Genomic DNA, 15,709 nt, shown 5'->3' on the forward strand with positions numbered 1-15,709 from the left:
GCGATCACTTCAGGCGACCGCCCGATTCCGCAGCATCTTTCAGCGACTTCGCCACCGGGAAGCCGTATTTCTCCAGCCCCGCGACGACCTTCGCCAGGCCCTCGGACTGTGCCCAGAACATCGGGCCGCCGCGATAGACCGGCCAGCCATAGCCGTAGATCCAGACCACATCGACGTCGGACGCGCGCTGGGCCTTGCCCTCTTCGAGGATCAGCGCGCCTTCGTTGACCATCGTGTAGAGCGTGCGAACGACGATCTCCTCGTCGCTGATCGCGCGCGGGGTGACGCCCGACTTGGCGCGGAAATCGTCGATGATCTCGGCCACGCGGGGGCTGTTCGACGGCGTGCGCTTTTCGTCGTAATCGTAGAAGCCGGCCTTGGTCTTCTGGCCCCAGCGGTTTTCGGCCGCCAGCGCGTCGCGAATGTTCTCGATCCGGCTCGGGTCGCGGTGCCAGCCGATGTCGACGCCCGCGAGATCGCTCATCTGGAACGGACCCATCGGCATGCCGAACGCGACATGGACCTTGTCGATCTGCTCGGGACTCGCGCCTTCGAGCAACAGCTTGGTCGCCTCGACCTGGCGCGGCATCAGCATGCGGTTGCCGATGAAGCCGTAGGTGACGCCGGCCACGACCGCGACCTTCTTGATCTTCTTGGCGAGCGCCATGACGGTCGCGAGCACGTCGTCCGCGGTCTTGTCGCCACGGACCACTTCGAGCAATTTCATCACGTTGGCGGGCGAGAAGAAGTGCATCCCGACGACGTCCTCGGGACGCTTCGTGCAGGCCGCGATCTCGTCGATGTTGAGGTACGAGGTGTTCGAGGCGAGGATCGCGCCGGGCTTGGCGATCGCGTCGAGACGCGTGAAGATGTCCTTCTTCACCTCCATCGTCTCGTAGACCGCCTCGATGATCAGGTCGCATTCGGCGAGATCGGCGAAGTCGAGCGTCGGCTTCAGCGCGCCCATCGCCTGCTCGACCTGTTCGGGCTTTATCCGGCCCTTGGCGGCGGTCGCCTCGTAATTCTTGCGGACGACGCCGGTGCCGCGGTCGAGCGCGTCCTGCTGCATCTCGACGATCGTGACCGGGATGCCGGCCGACAGGAAGTTCATCGAGATGCCGCCGCCCATCGTGCCCGCGCCGATCACGCCGACACGCTTGATCTCGCGCAGTTTGGTGTCGGCGGGGACGTCGTCGATCTTGGCGGCCTGGCGCTCGGCGAAGAAGATGTGGCGTTGCGCGGCGGACTGGACGCCCATCATGAGCGCCATGAACTGTTCGCGTTCGAACGCGATACCCTCGGCGAAGCTGGAGCCGTCGGCGGCTTTCTCGACGCAGGCGATGTTGGCGGCGGGCGCGTCGAAGTTGCGGAAGCGGCGCGCGTTCTCCGTCTTGAACGCGGCGACCGCGTCGGGATCGGCCTGCGCGGTCTTTTCGGACGCGCGGGGCAGGGGGCGCTTGGTTGCGATCTCGCGCGCGAAGGCGATGGCGTCGGCCTCAAGCGAGTCCTCGCCGACGATCTTGTCGATCAGCCCGGCGTCGAGCGCCTTCTTCGCCGAGATCGGATCGCCCTTCGCGGTCATTTCGAGCGCGAGCTTCACGCCGGCGATGCGCGGGATACGCTGCGTGCCGCCGGCGCCGGGGAGCAGGCCGAGCTTCACCTCGGGCGTGCCGATCTTCGCCGAGGGGACGGCGACGCGGTAATGGCAGCCGAGCGTGACCTCGCACCCGCCGCCCAGCGCGGTGCCGTGGATCGCGGCGACGACCGGCTTCGACGAGGCCTCGATCATGTCGACGACGGTGGGCAGGCCGGGCTCGACCATTTCCTTGCCGAACTCGGTGATGTCGGCGCCGGCGAAGAAGGTGCGGCCGTCGCAGCGGATGACCATCGCGGTGATGCTGTCGTCGGCGACGCCTTCCTTGATCGCGGCTTCGAGGCCCTGGCGGACCGCGGCGCCGAGCGCGTTGACCGGCGGGTTGTTCGAGATGATCACGAGGACGTCGTCATGGCGTTCGGTGCGGATCGGGCTGGTCATATACTCTCCTGCGGTTTGAACGTCATGCCAGCGAAAGCTGGTATCTCCTCGTAAGGGGGAGACCCCAGCGTTCGCTGGGGTGACGGAATATTTCGACGTCGGTGGATCAGGTCATCGCGGCGTAGATCATCGTCTTCAGCTCGCGGCGGATCGGATAGAGGCTGCTGGGCGACAGCTGCGTCATGAACACCATCGAGACGCGCTCGACCGGGTCGACGAAGAACGCGGTCGAGAACATCCCGCCCCAGTAATATTCGCCCTGCGACCCCGGCACCATCGTCCTGGCGACGTCGTCGGTGATCGCGAAGCCGAGGCCGAAGCCGGTGCCCGCGTTCGACGCCTCGCTGAACAGCGACTTCGACATCGTGGCGAGATCGGATTTTCCGGGCAGGTGGTTCTGCGTCATCAGGGCGAGCGTCTTGCGCCCGAGGATGCGCGCGCCGTCGAGTTCGCCGCCGTTCAGCAGCATCGTGTTGAACCGGTGATAATCGAGCGCGGTCGAGACGAGTCCGCCGCCGCCCGAGACGAGCTTCGGCATCCGGCTCCATGCGCTGTCCGCGCCGCGATCGTACATCACGCGGCCCTTGCCGGGGATGAGCGTGTAGCAATCGGTGAGGCGGTCGATCTTGCCCTTGGGGACCTGGAAGAACGTGTCCTTCATCTTGAGCGGGGCGAAGATGCGCGTCTTGAAGAACTGGTCGAGCGGCAGCCCCGACACGCGCTGGACGACCGCGCCGAGCACGTCGGTCGCGACCGAATAATTCCACGCGGTACCCGGCGAGAATTCGAGCGGGATCTGCGCCAGCGCGGTGACGAAGCCGTCGAGATCATGGCCGCCGTGCCAATTCTCGATCTTGCCCTCGCGGTAAGCGGCGTCGATGTTCGAGCGATTCTGAAAGCTGTAGGTGAGCCCCGCGGTGTGGCGGAGGAGGTCGATCATCCGCATCGGTTCGGCGGTCGGCTTGGTCACGAACGGCACGCCGCCGCCACCGCCGTTATAGACGCCGATATCCTTGAATTCGGGCAGGACGTGATGGACCGGCGTGTCGACCGCGACGAGACCCTGCTCGACCAGCATCATGAACGCGACCGAGGTGATCGGCTTGGTCATCGACGCGATCCGGAACAGCGATCCCTCGTCGACCGTCTTGCCGCCTTCGCGGGTGGCGCCGGCATGCGAGAAGTGCACCACCTCGCCGTCGCGCGCGATCAGCAACTGCGCATTGGGGAGCTTGCCCGAATCGAGATAGCGGGTCTGGAGCAGCGCATCGATCGCGGCCAGACGGCTCGCGTCGAAGCCATGTGCCGAGGGCTTGGCGATTTTCATGATTCGATCGTCCCCGTCACGGCCCGCTCCATACCCCTAGTTCGAACTTAATGCCTCTATTGCCTTGAGCGAAGCAGGAATCAACTATAACCTGTCTTCGAACAGGCGATAAGCCAAACCCGAAATTCAACTCTGGAGTCAACCGGTCTTGGCAAGCGAACCGATCATCGCATCCGATCCCTCCTGGCCGGCGATGTCGCTCGCCGATGCCGAACGACTGCTGACCGCACCCGGCGCGAAGTTCGAGATGGCGACACTGGCGATCGACGGCGTCGAGACGCGGATCTGGAAGAACGCGCCGCCGTCTCTGCGCTGGCTCGCCGAGGCGGCGCGCGCGCATGGCGAGCGGGTGTTCACGGCCTATGAGGACGAGCGCGTCACGTACGAGGCGAATTTTCGCGCGATCGCGGTGCTGGCGCACCGGTTGCGCGACATGGGGATCGGCGCTGGCGACCGCGTGGCGCTGGCGATGCGCAATCTGCCCGAATGGCCGGTGGCGTTCTTCGCCGGCGCGAGCATCGGTGCGATCATGGTGCCGCTCAACGCGTGGTGGACCGGCGCGGAGATGGAATACGGCCTCGCCGATTCGGGTGCGCGCGTGCTCATTACAGACGACGAGCGGCATCATCGGCTGGAGGCGGCATACGCGACGCTGCCCGCGCTGGAGCATGTGTTCGTCGCGCGGGCGACGGAGCCGCTGACGGGGATCGTCACGCGGCTGGAGGACGTGATCGGGACGCCGCACGACTGGGCGGCGTTGCCCGACATCGGCCTGCCCGAGGCGACGATCGCGCCCGACGACGATGCGACGATCTTCTACACCAGTGGCACCACCGGCGCGCCCAAGGGCGCGCTGGGGACGCACCGCAACATGATGTCGAACATCCTGTCGGGCGGCTATTCGTCGGCGCGCTCGTTCCTGCGGCGTGGCGAGGCGCCGCCGGAGCCGACGCCGCGCGTGACGCTGACGGTGATCCCGCTGTTCCACGTCACCGCGTGCTCCGCGGGGATGATGGGGGTGATCGCGACGGGCAGCACGATGATCTTCATGCGCAAATGGGACACGATCCGCGCGATGGAGATCATCGAGCGCGAAAAGGTCAACATCACTGGCGGCGTACCGACGATCGCGTGGCAGCTGCTCGAACATCCCGATCGCGACAAATACGACCTCTCGTCGCTCGAATCGATCGCCTATGGCGGTGCGCCCGCGGCGCCTGAGCTGGTGAAGCGGATCCATGCCGAGTTCGGCGCGATGCCCGGCAACGGCTGGGGCATGACCGAGACGATGGCGACCGTCACGCATCACGGCGCCGAGGAGTATCTCAACCGGCCGGACAGTGCCGGACCGCCGGTCGCGGTCGCCGATCTCAAGATCGTCGCGGACGACGGCGTGACCGAAATGCCGGTGGGCGAGGTCGGCGAACTCTGGGCGCGCGGGCCGATGATCGTGAAGGGATATTGGAACAAGCCCGAGGCCACCGCGGCGACGTTCGTCGACGGCTGGGTGCGCACCGGCGATCTCGCGCGGCTCGACGAGGAGGGGTTCTGCTACATCGTCGACCGCGCCAAGGACATGATCATCCGCGGCGGCGAGAACATCTATTCGAGCGAGGTCGAGAACGTCCTGTACGCACATCCGGCGGTGACCGACGCGGCGCTGATCGGCATCCCGCACCGGATCCTGGGTGAGGAGCCCGCGGCGGTGGTGCACCTCGCGCCCGGCGCGGTGACGACCGAGGCGGAGTTGCAGGGCTGGGTGCGGCAGCATCTGGCGGCGTTCAAGACGCCGGTCGCGGTGCGGTTCGTGCACGAGACGCTGCCGAGGAACGCGAACGGCAAGATCCTCAAGAAGGACCTGCAGGGGCTGTTCGCGGATCGGGTAGCGTGACGGTTTAGACCTCGGCGATCACTACTTCCGCGTCATCCTGACGAAAGCCAGGATCCAGGGTACCGTAGGGCATCCTTTGCGGCTCTGGATCCTGACGTTCGGCAGGATGACGAGGGCGAAATAGATTATGCGTGCGGCTCTCGTCCGGCTTGAATGCCGACCGCGATTACGGGATGGGGTGGCAAAGGAATTGCCATGACGGACGAGGGACTTCGCCAGGAACCAAGCCAGCCGCTGGGCGGGGGCGGCGCCGTTGCGGAAGGTCCGCCGGCCGAAAGTGCGTTCGGACTACCGATCGCGGTCGGCGTCGAGGATGCGATGCGAATCGCGCAGCGGCGCGATCGCCTGCTCGCGGCGCTGACGCTGACCGCCGGTGTCGGCCTCATCCTCGCCATGCCGTTCGCGTTGAAGGCAGGGGCGGAATTCTTCCTGCCGCTCACGATCGCGCTCGTGATCTCGGTCGCGCTCGTTCCAGTGCTCGAATGGCTCGAGCGGCGTCACGTGCCGTCGCCGCTGGCCGCGATCCTGTGCATCCTCGTCTTCCTGATCGCCGCGAACATCGCGATCGCGGCGATTCTCGTGCCCGCGACCGATTTCTTCCGGCTGCTGCCGACCCGACTCGACCGGATCCAGAGCAACCTCGCGCCGCTGCTCGACCTGTATTCGAGCCTCGAGAAATATGTGAACAAGACGCTGCGCCAGGTCGCGTCGACGCCGATCAAGCAGCCGGCGACCGCCGGGGTGGCCGCGCCGGGCTCGATCCTCGAACTCGCCGCGACGTCCGCGCCTGCGGTCATCGTGCAGTTCCTGTTCGGCGTCCTGATCGTGTTCTTCTTCCTGTCCGGCTGGACGCGGATGCGGCGCCAGACGATCACCGGGCGCACCAGCTTCGACGGCGCGATGGCGACCGCGCGCGTGATCCAGGACATCGTCGACGACGTGTCCGCCTATCTCGGCACGATTACCGTCATCAACATCCTGCTCGGGATCGTCACCGGCACCGCGCTGTGGTTCATCGGCATGCCCTATCCCGCGATGTGGGGCGGGATCGTCGCGCTGCTCAACTACATCCCGTATTTCGGGCCGGTGATCGGCGCGTTCCTGCTCGCGCTCGGCGGGTTGATGACGTTTTCGGACATCTGGATGGCGTTGCTGCCGCCCGCGCTGATGTACGGGCTGCACCTGGTCGAGGCGAACGCGATCACGCCGTTCGTCGTCGGGCACCGGCTGACGATCAGCCCGCTGCTGATCCTGATCTCGCTGAGCTTCTGGGGATGGGTGTGGGGCACGTCGGGCGCGCTGCTGGCGGTCCCGCTGCTCATCATCCTCCAGACGGTCATCAAGGCGGCGGGGAAGCCCGATATCGCCGGGTTCCTGTTCGAGCACGGGACGCTCGTGCAGCCCAAGGCCGGGCGAAATCGTCGTCGCGGCGACCCGCCCGAGGCACAACGTGAAACAGGTGGTTGAAATGGGGGTTGACGGTATCCGAACCCTCGCCTAGTTGCCGCCTCCACGCTGTTTCAGCGGGTGTAGCTCAGTTGGTTAGAGCGCCGGCCTGTCACGCCGGAGGTCGCGGGTTCGAGTCCCGTCACTCGCGCCATCGTTTCGATGGTTCGAGAAAGTGTTGAGGTTTTGACGAGCCTGCCGCAGGGTCCCTCGGGATGCCGTGGTTCGTCATTGGGAATGCGGGTGTAGCTCAGTTGGTTAGAGCGCCGGCCTGTCACGCCGGAGGTCGCGGGTTCGAGTCCCGTCACTCGCGCCACCCCTGATGGGTGGCCGAGACCCTTCCAGATTTCGGATGCTGCGAGCATTCCTCCCACATACCGTTCGTGCTGAGTAGAGACCGAGTAGCTCCGTTAGGATCGTATCGAGGGCTCGTATCGAAGCATGGTCATCGCGCGCCAACCCGTCCTTCGATACGCCCTCTCGATACGCCGCCTTCGGCGGCTACTCGATGGCTACTCAGGACGAACGGAAGAGGGGCGGGCGGGGTCCCTGGCTACCGCCCGATCTCCATCCACCGCAGCACAGGCTTCAACGGCGCGATCCAGATCAGCCCGGTGAAGACGTAGAAGACGAGCTGCGCCAGCCAGTGCCAGCTGCCGACGATGGTCGACAGGCTCACGATCGCCACGCACCACACCAGGATCAGGAGCAGGATGCCGAGCATCCCTACGGGTTTGCGCCAGGTGGGCGTCATAGCGTGATCCATTCGAGTTCGGTGGCGATGGCGTGGAGCGGGACGTCCCACGGGTCTGGCGTCAGGCTGTCGACCTGCTGGACCGCCAGCGCAATGCCGACGCGCCACGCATCGGGGTGTGCGAGGAAGGCGCGGTCGTAATAGCCGGCACCCTGGCCGATTCGGTTGCCGCTGCGATCGAAGCCGACGAGCGGGGTCAGGATGATGTCCGGCGCGAGCTCAGCGGCGTCCTCGGCAGGCTGGTGCAGGCCGAACGGGCCGGTGATCAGCGCAGCCTCGGTTTCCCACGACAAAAACCGCATCGGCAGCGACCGGCGCACCACATGCGGCAGCGCGATGACGCAGCCCGCATCGACCGCGGCACGCGCGAACGGCGACGGATCGGCCTCACCGCCGAATGGGACATAGGAAGCGACGGTCATGCCCGGCTTCAGTCGCGCCAGGAACGCCGACGGCACGGGGATAGCGACTGGCGCGCACGCGTCTCGCGCGGCGCGCAGCGAGGCTCTGAGCACGCTCTTGTCGGTCATACGCGCGAGCCAATGAAACAGGGTGGTGTGGCGGGCCCACCATGGCCGTGTGCCGGGTTATCCACTGACGCACGGTACGTCAGGTGGGGACCATGTGCTTCGGACCAGGATCCTAACAGGGACAGCCCCCTATGGATGATGAATAGCCTCAGGGATAATAAAGGCTCGTACCGGGCAGAACCCGCCAAGGCCAATCTAGGCGCTCGGCGGGCTTAGCTCAAGGGCCTCGGCAAGGTCTTCGAGACGATCGGCGATCCGCGTCAGTGCGATCTCGCTGACCGCCGAGCCTTCGGGCGGGCGATGCGCGGCTTCGTCGAGGTCGTCGGCGAGCATCAGTGCGACGAACAACATCGCGCGTTCGGCGCTTAGGCCGCCCGCGGCACGGTCCGCGATCGGCCAGCGTTCGGCGAGCATCGCGCCGAGCAACCGGACGCGCGATTCCTCGCCATCGCGGCAGGCGACGGCATGCGGGCGGCCGCCGATATCGAGCATGACTTGTGCCATTAGTTCGGGCTCCCGCGCGTGATGACGTCGTCGAGCGCCGCGACCGCTTCGGCCATCCGCGCCTTGAGCGCCGCATGGCGCTTGGCGAGTGCGTCGCCGCTGCGCGTGCGGGCGTTGATCGCGGCTTCGATCCGGATGATCGCGGCGTCGATCCGGTCGACCGCCGCCGTATCCGCTATAGTCTCTTGAGTCGTTTCCGGCGTCGGGGCGGACGCCCGATCCGATGGTGTGTCTGGAGTATCTGGCATGCAGTCGAGATAGCATGGCCGGGGTGTGCGACAAGCCGCTTTCGCGGCGCCGATCCGCGATCCACGGTGTTGACAGGGCGCCCCACCGCCCCGCAAAGGCAGCGCGCCCGGAACGGACTCACGGGCGCTAGCGGAGATACAGCAATGACGGTCAAGGTTGCGATCAACGGTTTCGGGCGCATCGGCCGTCTCGTCGCCCGCGCGGTACTCGAACAGTCGAACGGCGCACTCGAACTCGTCGCGATCAACGATCTCGGCGATGCCAAGTCGAACGCCTGGCTGTTCAAGCGCGACAGCGTCCATGGCAAATATCCCGGCGACGTCTCGGCCGAGGGCAACGAGCTGGTCGTCGACGGCAAGCGCATCCGCGTCACCGCCGAGCGCGATCCCGCCAATCTGCCGCACGCCGAGCTGGGCGTCGACATCGTCCTCGAATGCACCGGCTTTTTCACCGACAAGGCGAGCTGCCAGAAGCATCTCGATGCGGGCGCGAAGAAGGTGCTGATCTCGGCACCGGGCAAGAATGTCGACCTGACCGTCGTGTACGGCGTCAACCACGACAAGCTGACCGCCGAGCACACGATCGTCTCGAACGCGTCGTGCACCACCAACTGCCTCGCGCCCGTCGCCAAGGTGCTGAACGATGCGATCGGCATCGAGCGCGGCCTGATGACGACCGTCCACGCCTACACCAACGACCAGAAGATCCTCGACCAGATCCACCCGGACCTGCGTCGCGCGCGTGCCGCGGCGATGTCGATGATCCCGACCACCACCGGTGCTGCGCGCGCCGTCGCCGAAGTGCTGCCCGAACTGAAGGGCAAGCTCGACGGCTCGGCGATCCGCGTCCCCGTGCCGGACGTCTCGCTGATCGACCTGACCTTCACCCCGTCGCGCGACACGACGCGCGAAGAGGTGAACGCGGTGCTCAAGGCGGCATCCGAGAGCGGCCCGCTGGTCGGCGTGCTCGACTGGTCGGACGAGCCGCTCGTCTCGATCGATCTCCAGCATACCCCGGCGTCGTCGACGATCGACAGCCTGGAGACCGCGGTGATCGACGGCAAGCTCGTCCGTGTCGTCAGCTGGTACGATAACGAATGGGGCTTCTCGAACCGCATGGTCGACACCGCCACCGCGATGGCGAAGTTCATCTAAGGCGTACGGACGCTGCGCTCTATTCCCTTAGTCCGTCATCCCAGCGAAAGCTGGGATCTCCCCGTTCGGGCCGAGGCGCCCGCCAACAGGGATACCCCAGCTTTCGCTGGGGTGACGGCATTGGGGTCGGGTATGCGTGTCCATTGGGCGGCGGATCATGGTTGAAGCAGTGACGGGCACGATCGCCGGCATCGCGCGGCACGCCCGCGCGAAAGCCCCGATGGAGGTCATCGACACGGTCGAGATCACCATCGAAGCCGGCCTGCACGGTGACTTTCGCGGCTATGTAAGGCCCGGCGGCAAGGGCCGGCGTCAGGTCACGCTGCTCGAACGCGCCGACTGGGACGCCGCGATGGCCGAGGTCGGGCAAGATATCCCCTGGTACGAACGCCGCGCGAACCTGCTCGTCGACGGCTTCGACATACCCCAGATACCCGGCACGCAGCTCCGCATCGGCGCGGACGTCGTGCTGGAGGTGACGCGCCACACCGATCCGTGCGAGCGGATGGAAGCCCTGGCGCCAGGATTGTTCGCCGCGCTCACGCCCAATTGGCGGGGCGGGGCCTGTACCCGCGTTTTGATGGGCGGCAGAATCGCCGTCGGTGATGAGATCAGGATCGAAGAACCATGAGCAAGCCATTCAAGACGCTCGACGATATGGGCGAAATCCAGGGCAAGCGCGTGCTCGTCCGCGAAGACCTCAACGTGCCGATGGCAGAGGGCCGCGTCACCGACGACACCCGCCTGCGCGCGACCGTCGCAACCGTCGGTGAACTCGCGGACAAGGGCGCGATCGTCCTCGTCCTCGCGCATTTCGGCCGTCCCAAGGGCAAGCCGAGCCCCGACTTCTCGCTGTCGCAGGTCGTGAAGCCGTACAGCGAAGTGCTGGGACGCGAAGTGCGCTACATCGATTGGGAAGGCGCCGAGGACTCGGTCGCGACGCTGGAGCCCGGCGATATCGCGGTGCTCGAGAACACCCGCTTCTTCGGTGGTGAAGAGACCAATGACGCGGCCGTCGTCGCGCGCTTTGCCAGCCTCGGCGATCTGTACGTCAACGATGCCTTCTCCGCCGCGCACCGTGCGCATGCGTCGACCGAGGGCCTCGCCCACGTCCTCCCTGCTTTTGCCGGCCGTGCGATGGAGGCTGAACTCGATGCACTCCAGAAGGCATTGGGGGCTCCGGAGCATCCGGTCGCGGCCGTCGTCGGCGGTGCCAAGGTGTCCTCGAAGCTCGACGTACTGCGGCATCTCGTGACGCGCGTCGATCACCTGATCATCGGCGGCGGGATGGCCAACACGTTCCTCGCTGCGCGCGGCGTCGATGTCGGCAAAAGCCTGTGCGAACATGAGCTTGCCGGGACCTGCGAGCAGATCATGGAGGCCGCCGACAAGGCGAACTGCACCGTCCACCTGCCGTACGACGTCGTCGTCGCCAAGGAGTTCAAGCCGAACCCCGCGACGCGCACCGTCAACGTGCACGAGGTCGCGGCCGACGAGATGATCCTTGACCTTGGACCGGCAGCGGTCGAGTCGCTCGGCGACGTGCTCAAGAATTGCCGGACTTTGGTGTGGAACGGTCCGCTCGGCGCGTTCGAGACGCCGCCGTTCGACACTGCAACCGTAGCGCTCGCGCGCACCGCGGCGGCGCTGACCGAGGGCGGTTCGCTCGTCTCGGTCGCAGGCGGCGGCGATACGGTCGCCGCGCTCAACCAGGCTGGGGTCTCGGAGGCGTTCAGCTTCGTGTCGACCGCGGGGGGCGCGTTCCTGGAATGGATGGAAGGCAAGGACCTTCCCGGCGTGGCTGCGCTGACGCGCTAGGGGGCGGGGTCCCGCAGCAGTGGGACCAGCAGGCCGTTGAGGTCGTCCAGGTCGAACGCGCCGGGTTTCGCATAGCGAACGACCCCGGCGCGATCGATGATGTAGTTGGTCGGCAGCGCGCCCATGACGCTGAATGCGCCCTTGATCCGCCGCGCCGACGGTATCGCCATCGCAGCGAAGAGCGGTTTCAGCCGGGACATGGGGAGCGAATCTTCGGTTGCTACCGCGAAGATGCGCAGGCCGTTGTCCTTGCGCAGCCGGTAATAGGTATCGAGCAGCGGCAGTTCCGTCTTGCACGGCCCGCACCACGTCGCCCAGAAATTGAGGATGACGACCTGTCCGTGGAGGTCCGCACTGCGGATCTTGCTGCCGTCGATCAGCGTCAGCTCGAAATCGGGCGCACGTTCGCCGACCTTGATTGCGGCAGTCGCGGGGGACGGCGTCGTCGCGACCGCCACGGCCAGCGCGCCGGCGATCGATCGCCATGCTGACATCGTCATCATCCCACTCCCCCGTCGTTCCCCAACGCCATCCTCGACGCGTAAGCGTGGTGCGTCAATCCGAAAGCATGGTGCGTTCGAGAGCAGTCAGACGGGGTTGATCCGAGGGCGCTACGCGCTTATGTTTAACATGTTAAACGGAGACTCGGATGCTCGGCGTCAGACTCGATAGCGACCTCGAAGAGCGACTCGCGGCGGTTGCGCGCACGCAGGGGCGCAGCAAGAGCGACATCGCACGTGAAGCAGTGCGTCGCTACGTCGAACGCCACGACGAGGCATTCCTGGCCGAGGCAAAGCGGCAGTCGCTCGCCGCCGCCCTGCAGGATAGTCGCGCAAAAGACGAGGACTGGGCCGCGATGCTCGCGTCGCCCATCGCATGAAGATCGTGCGCGGGATGATCGTCGTCGGGGTCGGGAAGGGGGATGTCTCCGGCAAGCCGCGCCCCTTCCTGGTTGTCCAGTCCGACGTGTTCGCCGATCACGCGACGATCTCCCTTTGCCCGCTGACGAGCGTCATCAGCGGCACGAACCTGTTTCGCGTGTCGCTCGAAGCATCTGCCGAGACCGGCCTCGTTCGCGATAGCGAGATCCAGGTCGACAAGCTCGACACGCTTGGCCGCGAACATATCACGCAGATCATTGGCACGATACCCATCACCACCATGACCAGGGTCGACGACGCGCTGCGCCGCTGGCTCGAACTCTAAGACAGGACTTATCATGACCTCGACGATTACACCGCAGATCAAGACCATTCTCGACAAGTACGAAGCCACCAGTTCGGCGGTGAAGGCGAACCTGGCGCGCATCCTGATGCAGGGCAAGCTCGGCGGCACCGGCAAGCTCGTGATCCTGCCGGTCGACCAGGGCTTCGAGCATGGCCCGGCGCGCAGCTTCTCGGTCAACCCGGCCGCGTACGACCCGCATTACCACTATCAGCTCGCGATCGACGCCGGGCTCAGCGCCTATGCAGCGCCGCTCGGCATGCTCGAGGCGGGCGCGGATACGTTTGCGGGGCAGATCCCGACGATCCTCAAGTGCAACAGCTCGAACAGCTGGGCGACGTCGATCGACCAGGCGGTCACCGCGACGGTGTCCGACGCGGTCCGCCTCGGCTCGGCGGCGATCGGCTTTACGATCTACCCGGGTGCGGACCAGTTCTTCGACCTCGTCGAGGAAATCCGCGAACTGAGCGAAGAGGCCAAGTCGGTCGGTATCGCCACCGTGATCTGGTCCTACCCGCGCGGCGGCGAATTGACCAAGGACGGTGAGCTCGCGCTCGACGTCGGCGCGTATGCTGCGCACATGGCGGCGTTGCTCGGTGCGCACATCATCAAGACCAAGCTGCCGACCGATCATATCGAGCAGAAGGAATGCAAGTCGCTTTACGCCGGGACCGACTGGTCGAAGCAGGCGGATCGCGTCAAGCACGTCGTCCAGTCGAGCTTTGCCGGGCGGCGCATCAACGTGTTTTCGGGCGGTGCGTCGAAGGGCGAGGATGCGGTGTTCCAGGATGCGCGCGACATTCGCGACGGCGGCGGCAACGGCTCGATCATCGGCCGCAACACCTTCCAGCGTCCGCGCGACGAGGCGCTGGCGATGCTCGACCGGATCATCCGCATCTACAAGAACGAAGAATAAGCGGCGGTCGGCGTGCCACGTCATGCCGGCCCTGCGCCGGGGTGACGTGGCAGGCGCGAGCGGCTAGGGGGCGGATATGACCGAATTCGAAGATCCGCTGGGCCCGCTCGATCCCAATTTCGCCGAGAATTTCCGCCGCGACATGCGCCGGCCGGCTTGCCAGCTGTACCTGGTGTCGCCGCTCGATGTCGGGGGCGACTTTCCCGAGCGTCTGGCGCGCGCGCTCGATGCCGGGCCGGTGGCCGCCTTCCAGTTCCGCGTGAAGGACATCGACCAGCATGCCGCGGCCGCGCTCGGCGAGCCGTTGCGCGCGATCTGTGCCGAGCGCGACGTCGCGTTCATCGTCAACGACGATATCGGGCTCGCCAAGCGGCTCGATGCCGACGGCGTGCATCTCGGCCAGACCGACGGCGATCCGCGCGAGGCGCGCGCGCAGCTTGGCCCCAACGCGCAGATCGGCGTCAGCTGCCACGGCAGCCGCCATCTCGCGATGGAAGCGGGCGAGGCGGGGGCCGACTATGTCGCGTTCGGCGCATTCTATCCGACGACCACCAAAGTGGTCGAGCATAACGCCGAGCCGGTGATCCTGTCCTGGTGGTCGACTCTGTTCGAAATGCCCTGCGTCGCGATCGGCGGCATCACGCCCGAGAACGCCGCGCCGCTCGTTGCCGCCGGTGCCGACTTCATCGCGGTGTCGGGCGCGGTCTGGGGTGGCGACGAGGTCGCAGCGATCAAGGCGTTCGCCGAGGTTCTGGCCCCGGCGCCGCGATCGCGCTGAACCGTTGGAAACAACCGTCGTCCCGACCGTTTGATGCAGAAGCGTAACGGTTTGGGATGACGGGCATGACAGCATTTGTGACGAAGACTTCGGTTCTTGCGATGTGCCTGTTCGGCGCGGCATCGCCCGTTATGGCGCAGACCGCGCCCGCCAAGCCCGCCCCGATCGATCGCAACATCCTGCACGTACAGGTGATCCTCGATCATCTCGGCTTCGGGCCGGGCGTGCTCGATGGTCGCGGCGGACAGTCGCTCGTTGCCGCGCTAAAGGGTTTCCAGGAGGCGAAGGGCCTGCCGATCACCGGCAAGGCCGATCCGCGGACGTTGCAGGCGCTCTATCCCTACCGTGCCGCACGGCCGACGGTGGCCGTCGCGCTTACCCCCGAGATGCTGGCAGGACCCTTCGTCAATCCGCTGCCCAAGGATCCGGCCAAGCAGGCCGAACTCCCGTCGCTCGGCTACAAGACCGTGATGGAGAAGCTGGGCGAGATGTTCCACACCACGCCCGCGGTGATCATGGCGCTCAATTCGCCGACGACGAAATTGTCGCCCGGCACCAAGGTGGTGTTCCCGAACGCGCTGCCATCGTCGCGTGCCTATGATCCGAAGCTGAAGCCCGACTGGATCGCCACGCTCACGATGCTCAACGTCGATGCGGTGCAGCCCAAGGCGGATCATGTCGTCGTCGACAAGTCGGACGGCGTGCTCCGCGTGCTCGACGCCAACGACAAGCTGATCGCACAGTTCTCCGCGACGATGGGGTCCAGCCACGATCCGCTGCCGCTGGGCACGTGGACGATCAAGGGGTCTGATTACAATCCGAAGTTCCACTTCAACCCGGCGCTGTTCTGGGACGCGAAGAAGGGGCAGCAGAAGGAGATGCTGCCGCCAGGGCCGAACGGTCCGGTCGGTGTCGTCTGGATGGACTTGTCGAAGGATCATTACGGGATCCACGGCACGCCCAACCCCGAAACCATCGGGCGTGCGGAAAGCCATGGCTGTATCCGCCTCACGAACTGGGATGCCGCGCGATTGTCGATGATGATCAAGCCGGGCACCAAGGCGATCTTCCAGGCATAAGACG

Annotated in this window: 17 protein-coding genes and 2 tRNA genes; 12 read left to right on the top strand and 7 right to left on the bottom strand. The window is 66.0% G+C overall.

Going from position 1 to position 15,709, the window contains the following annotated elements:
- Window positions 1–4: 4 nt before the first annotated feature.
- Together ASE79_RS14610 and ASE79_RS14615 are read right to left on the bottom strand one after the other, a co-directional pair.
- A complete protein-coding gene (locus ASE79_RS14610) occupies window positions 5–2,035 on the bottom strand; it encodes a 3-hydroxyacyl-CoA dehydrogenase NAD-binding domain-containing protein (protein WP_056418024.1) in 2,031 nt (676 codons plus the stop codon).
- Between the two features lie 106 nt (window positions 2,036–2,141).
- A complete protein-coding gene (locus tag ASE79_RS14615) occupies window positions 2,142–3,362 on the bottom strand; it encodes a serine hydrolase domain-containing protein (protein WP_056418027.1) in 1,221 nt (406 codons plus the stop codon).
- A gap of 193 nt (window positions 3,363–3,555) precedes the next feature.
- Between ASE79_RS14615 and ASE79_RS14620 the strand changes: the two genes are divergently transcribed.
- The 4 genes from ASE79_RS14620 to ASE79_RS14635 all read left to right on the top strand — a co-directional run bounded on the left by ASE79_RS14620 (window position 3,556) and on the right by ASE79_RS14635 (window position 7,015).
- The gene (locus ASE79_RS14620; RefSeq protein ID WP_056418589.1) at window positions 3,556–5,253 is read left to right on the top strand and encodes a class I adenylate-forming enzyme family protein; all 1,698 of its coding nucleotides are present in this window, start codon (window positions 3,556–3,558) and stop codon (window positions 5,251–5,253) included.
- A gap of 318 nt (window positions 5,254–5,571) precedes the next feature.
- Window positions 5,572–6,720, top strand: coding sequence for an AI-2E family transporter (locus ASE79_RS14625; protein ID WP_107957625.1), 1,149 nt, complete (start codon window positions 5,572–5,574; stop codon window positions 6,718–6,720).
- A 56-nt stretch (window positions 6,721–6,776) separates the two neighbouring features.
- A tRNA-Asp gene (locus tag ASE79_RS14630) sits at window positions 6,777–6,853 on the top strand.
- 85 nt (window positions 6,854–6,938) lie between these two features.
- Window positions 6,939–7,015 (top strand) — tRNA-Asp (locus ASE79_RS14635).
- 237 nt (window positions 7,016–7,252) lie between these two features.
- Here ASE79_RS14635 and ASE79_RS14640 read toward each other — a convergent pair.
- The 4 genes from ASE79_RS14640 to ASE79_RS14655 all read right to left on the bottom strand — a co-directional run bounded on the left by ASE79_RS14640 (window position 7,253) and on the right by ASE79_RS14655 (window position 8,735).
- Window positions 7,253–7,453, bottom strand: a complete 201-nt coding sequence (locus tag ASE79_RS14640) for a DUF2842 domain-containing protein (protein WP_056418031.1) — start codon at window positions 7,451–7,453, stop codon at window positions 7,253–7,255.
- Window positions 7,450–7,983, bottom strand: a complete 534-nt coding sequence (locus tag ASE79_RS14645) for a 5-formyltetrahydrofolate cyclo-ligase (protein WP_056418034.1) — start codon at window positions 7,981–7,983, stop codon at window positions 7,450–7,452. The genes ASE79_RS14640 and ASE79_RS14645 overlap by 4 nt, the downstream gene beginning before the upstream one ends.
- 195 nt (window positions 7,984–8,178) lie before the next feature.
- Window positions 8,179–8,487 (bottom strand): cell division protein ZapA, encoded by a 309-nt coding sequence (locus tag ASE79_RS14650; RefSeq protein WP_055877962.1) that lies wholly within the window; start codon window positions 8,485–8,487, stop codon window positions 8,179–8,181.
- On the bottom strand, window positions 8,487–8,735 hold the full coding sequence (locus tag ASE79_RS14655) for a hypothetical protein (RefSeq protein WP_056418037.1): 249 nt from the start codon (window positions 8,733–8,735) through the stop codon (window positions 8,487–8,489). Before ASE79_RS14655 ends, ASE79_RS14650 begins: the two co-directional genes overlap by 1 nt.
- Window positions 8,736–8,879: 144 nt before the next feature.
- Here ASE79_RS14655 and gap point away from each other — a divergent pair, with 144 nt between their 5' ends.
- The 3 genes from gap to ASE79_RS14670 all read left to right on the top strand — a co-directional run bounded on the left by gap (window position 8,880) and on the right by ASE79_RS14670 (window position 11,708).
- Window positions 8,880–9,890 carry a type I glyceraldehyde-3-phosphate dehydrogenase gene (gene gap / locus ASE79_RS14660; protein ID WP_056418040.1) on the top strand — a complete coding sequence of 337 codons (1,011 nt, stop codon included), beginning with the start codon at window positions 8,880–8,882 and terminating at the stop codon, window positions 9,888–9,890.
- Between the two features lie 157 nt (window positions 9,891–10,047).
- A complete protein-coding gene (locus ASE79_RS14665; RefSeq protein WP_056418043.1) occupies window positions 10,048–10,521 on the top strand; it encodes an MOSC domain-containing protein in 474 nt (157 codons plus the stop codon).
- Window positions 10,518–11,708, top strand: coding sequence for a phosphoglycerate kinase (locus ASE79_RS14670; protein WP_056418047.1), 1,191 nt, complete (start codon window positions 10,518–10,520; stop codon window positions 11,706–11,708). The genes ASE79_RS14665 and ASE79_RS14670 overlap by 4 nt, the downstream gene beginning before the upstream one ends.
- On the opposite strand, the gene ASE79_RS14675 is transcribed toward ASE79_RS14670, so the two are convergent.
- Window positions 11,705–12,202, bottom strand: a complete 498-nt coding sequence (locus tag ASE79_RS14675) for a TlpA family protein disulfide reductase (protein ID WP_056418596.1) — start codon at window positions 12,200–12,202, stop codon at window positions 11,705–11,707. The genes ASE79_RS14670 and ASE79_RS14675 overlap by 4 nt on opposite strands.
- 155 nt (window positions 12,203–12,357) lie before the next feature.
- On the opposite strand from ASE79_RS14675, the gene ASE79_RS14680 reads away from it, so the two are divergent.
- From ASE79_RS14680 to ASE79_RS14700, 5 genes are all read left to right on the top strand, one after another.
- Window positions 12,358–12,588: a ribbon-helix-helix protein, CopG family gene (locus ASE79_RS14680; protein ID WP_056418050.1), complete on the top strand. Its 231-nt coding sequence runs from the start codon at window positions 12,358–12,360 to the stop codon at window positions 12,586–12,588.
- On the top strand, window positions 12,585–12,914 hold the full coding sequence (locus ASE79_RS14685; protein ID WP_056418053.1) for a type II toxin-antitoxin system PemK/MazF family toxin: 330 nt from the start codon (window positions 12,585–12,587) through the stop codon (window positions 12,912–12,914). Before ASE79_RS14680 ends, ASE79_RS14685 begins: the two co-directional genes overlap by 4 nt.
- Before the next feature lie 13 nt (window positions 12,915–12,927).
- On the top strand, window positions 12,928–13,848 hold the full coding sequence (locus ASE79_RS14690; RefSeq protein WP_056418056.1) for a class I fructose-bisphosphate aldolase: 921 nt from the start codon (window positions 12,928–12,930) through the stop codon (window positions 13,846–13,848).
- A 76-nt stretch (window positions 13,849–13,924) separates the two neighbouring features.
- Entirely contained in the window at window positions 13,925–14,626 is a 702-nt protein-coding gene (thiE, locus tag ASE79_RS14695; RefSeq protein WP_056418059.1) for a thiamine phosphate synthase, read from the top strand.
- Window positions 14,627–14,757: 131 nt separating this feature from the next.
- The gene (locus ASE79_RS14700) at window positions 14,758–15,705 is read left to right on the top strand and encodes a L,D-transpeptidase family protein (RefSeq protein ID WP_235516965.1); all 948 of its coding nucleotides are present in this window, start codon (window positions 14,758–14,760) and stop codon (window positions 15,703–15,705) included.
- The last annotated feature ends 4 nt before the right edge of the window (window positions 15,706–15,709 follow it).

Origin of the sequence: Sphingomonas sp. Leaf28 (assembly GCF_001421685.1) — a bacterium.
GTDB classification, from domain to species: domain Bacteria; phylum Pseudomonadota; class Alphaproteobacteria; order Sphingomonadales; family Sphingomonadaceae; genus Sphingomonas; species Sphingomonas aurantiaca.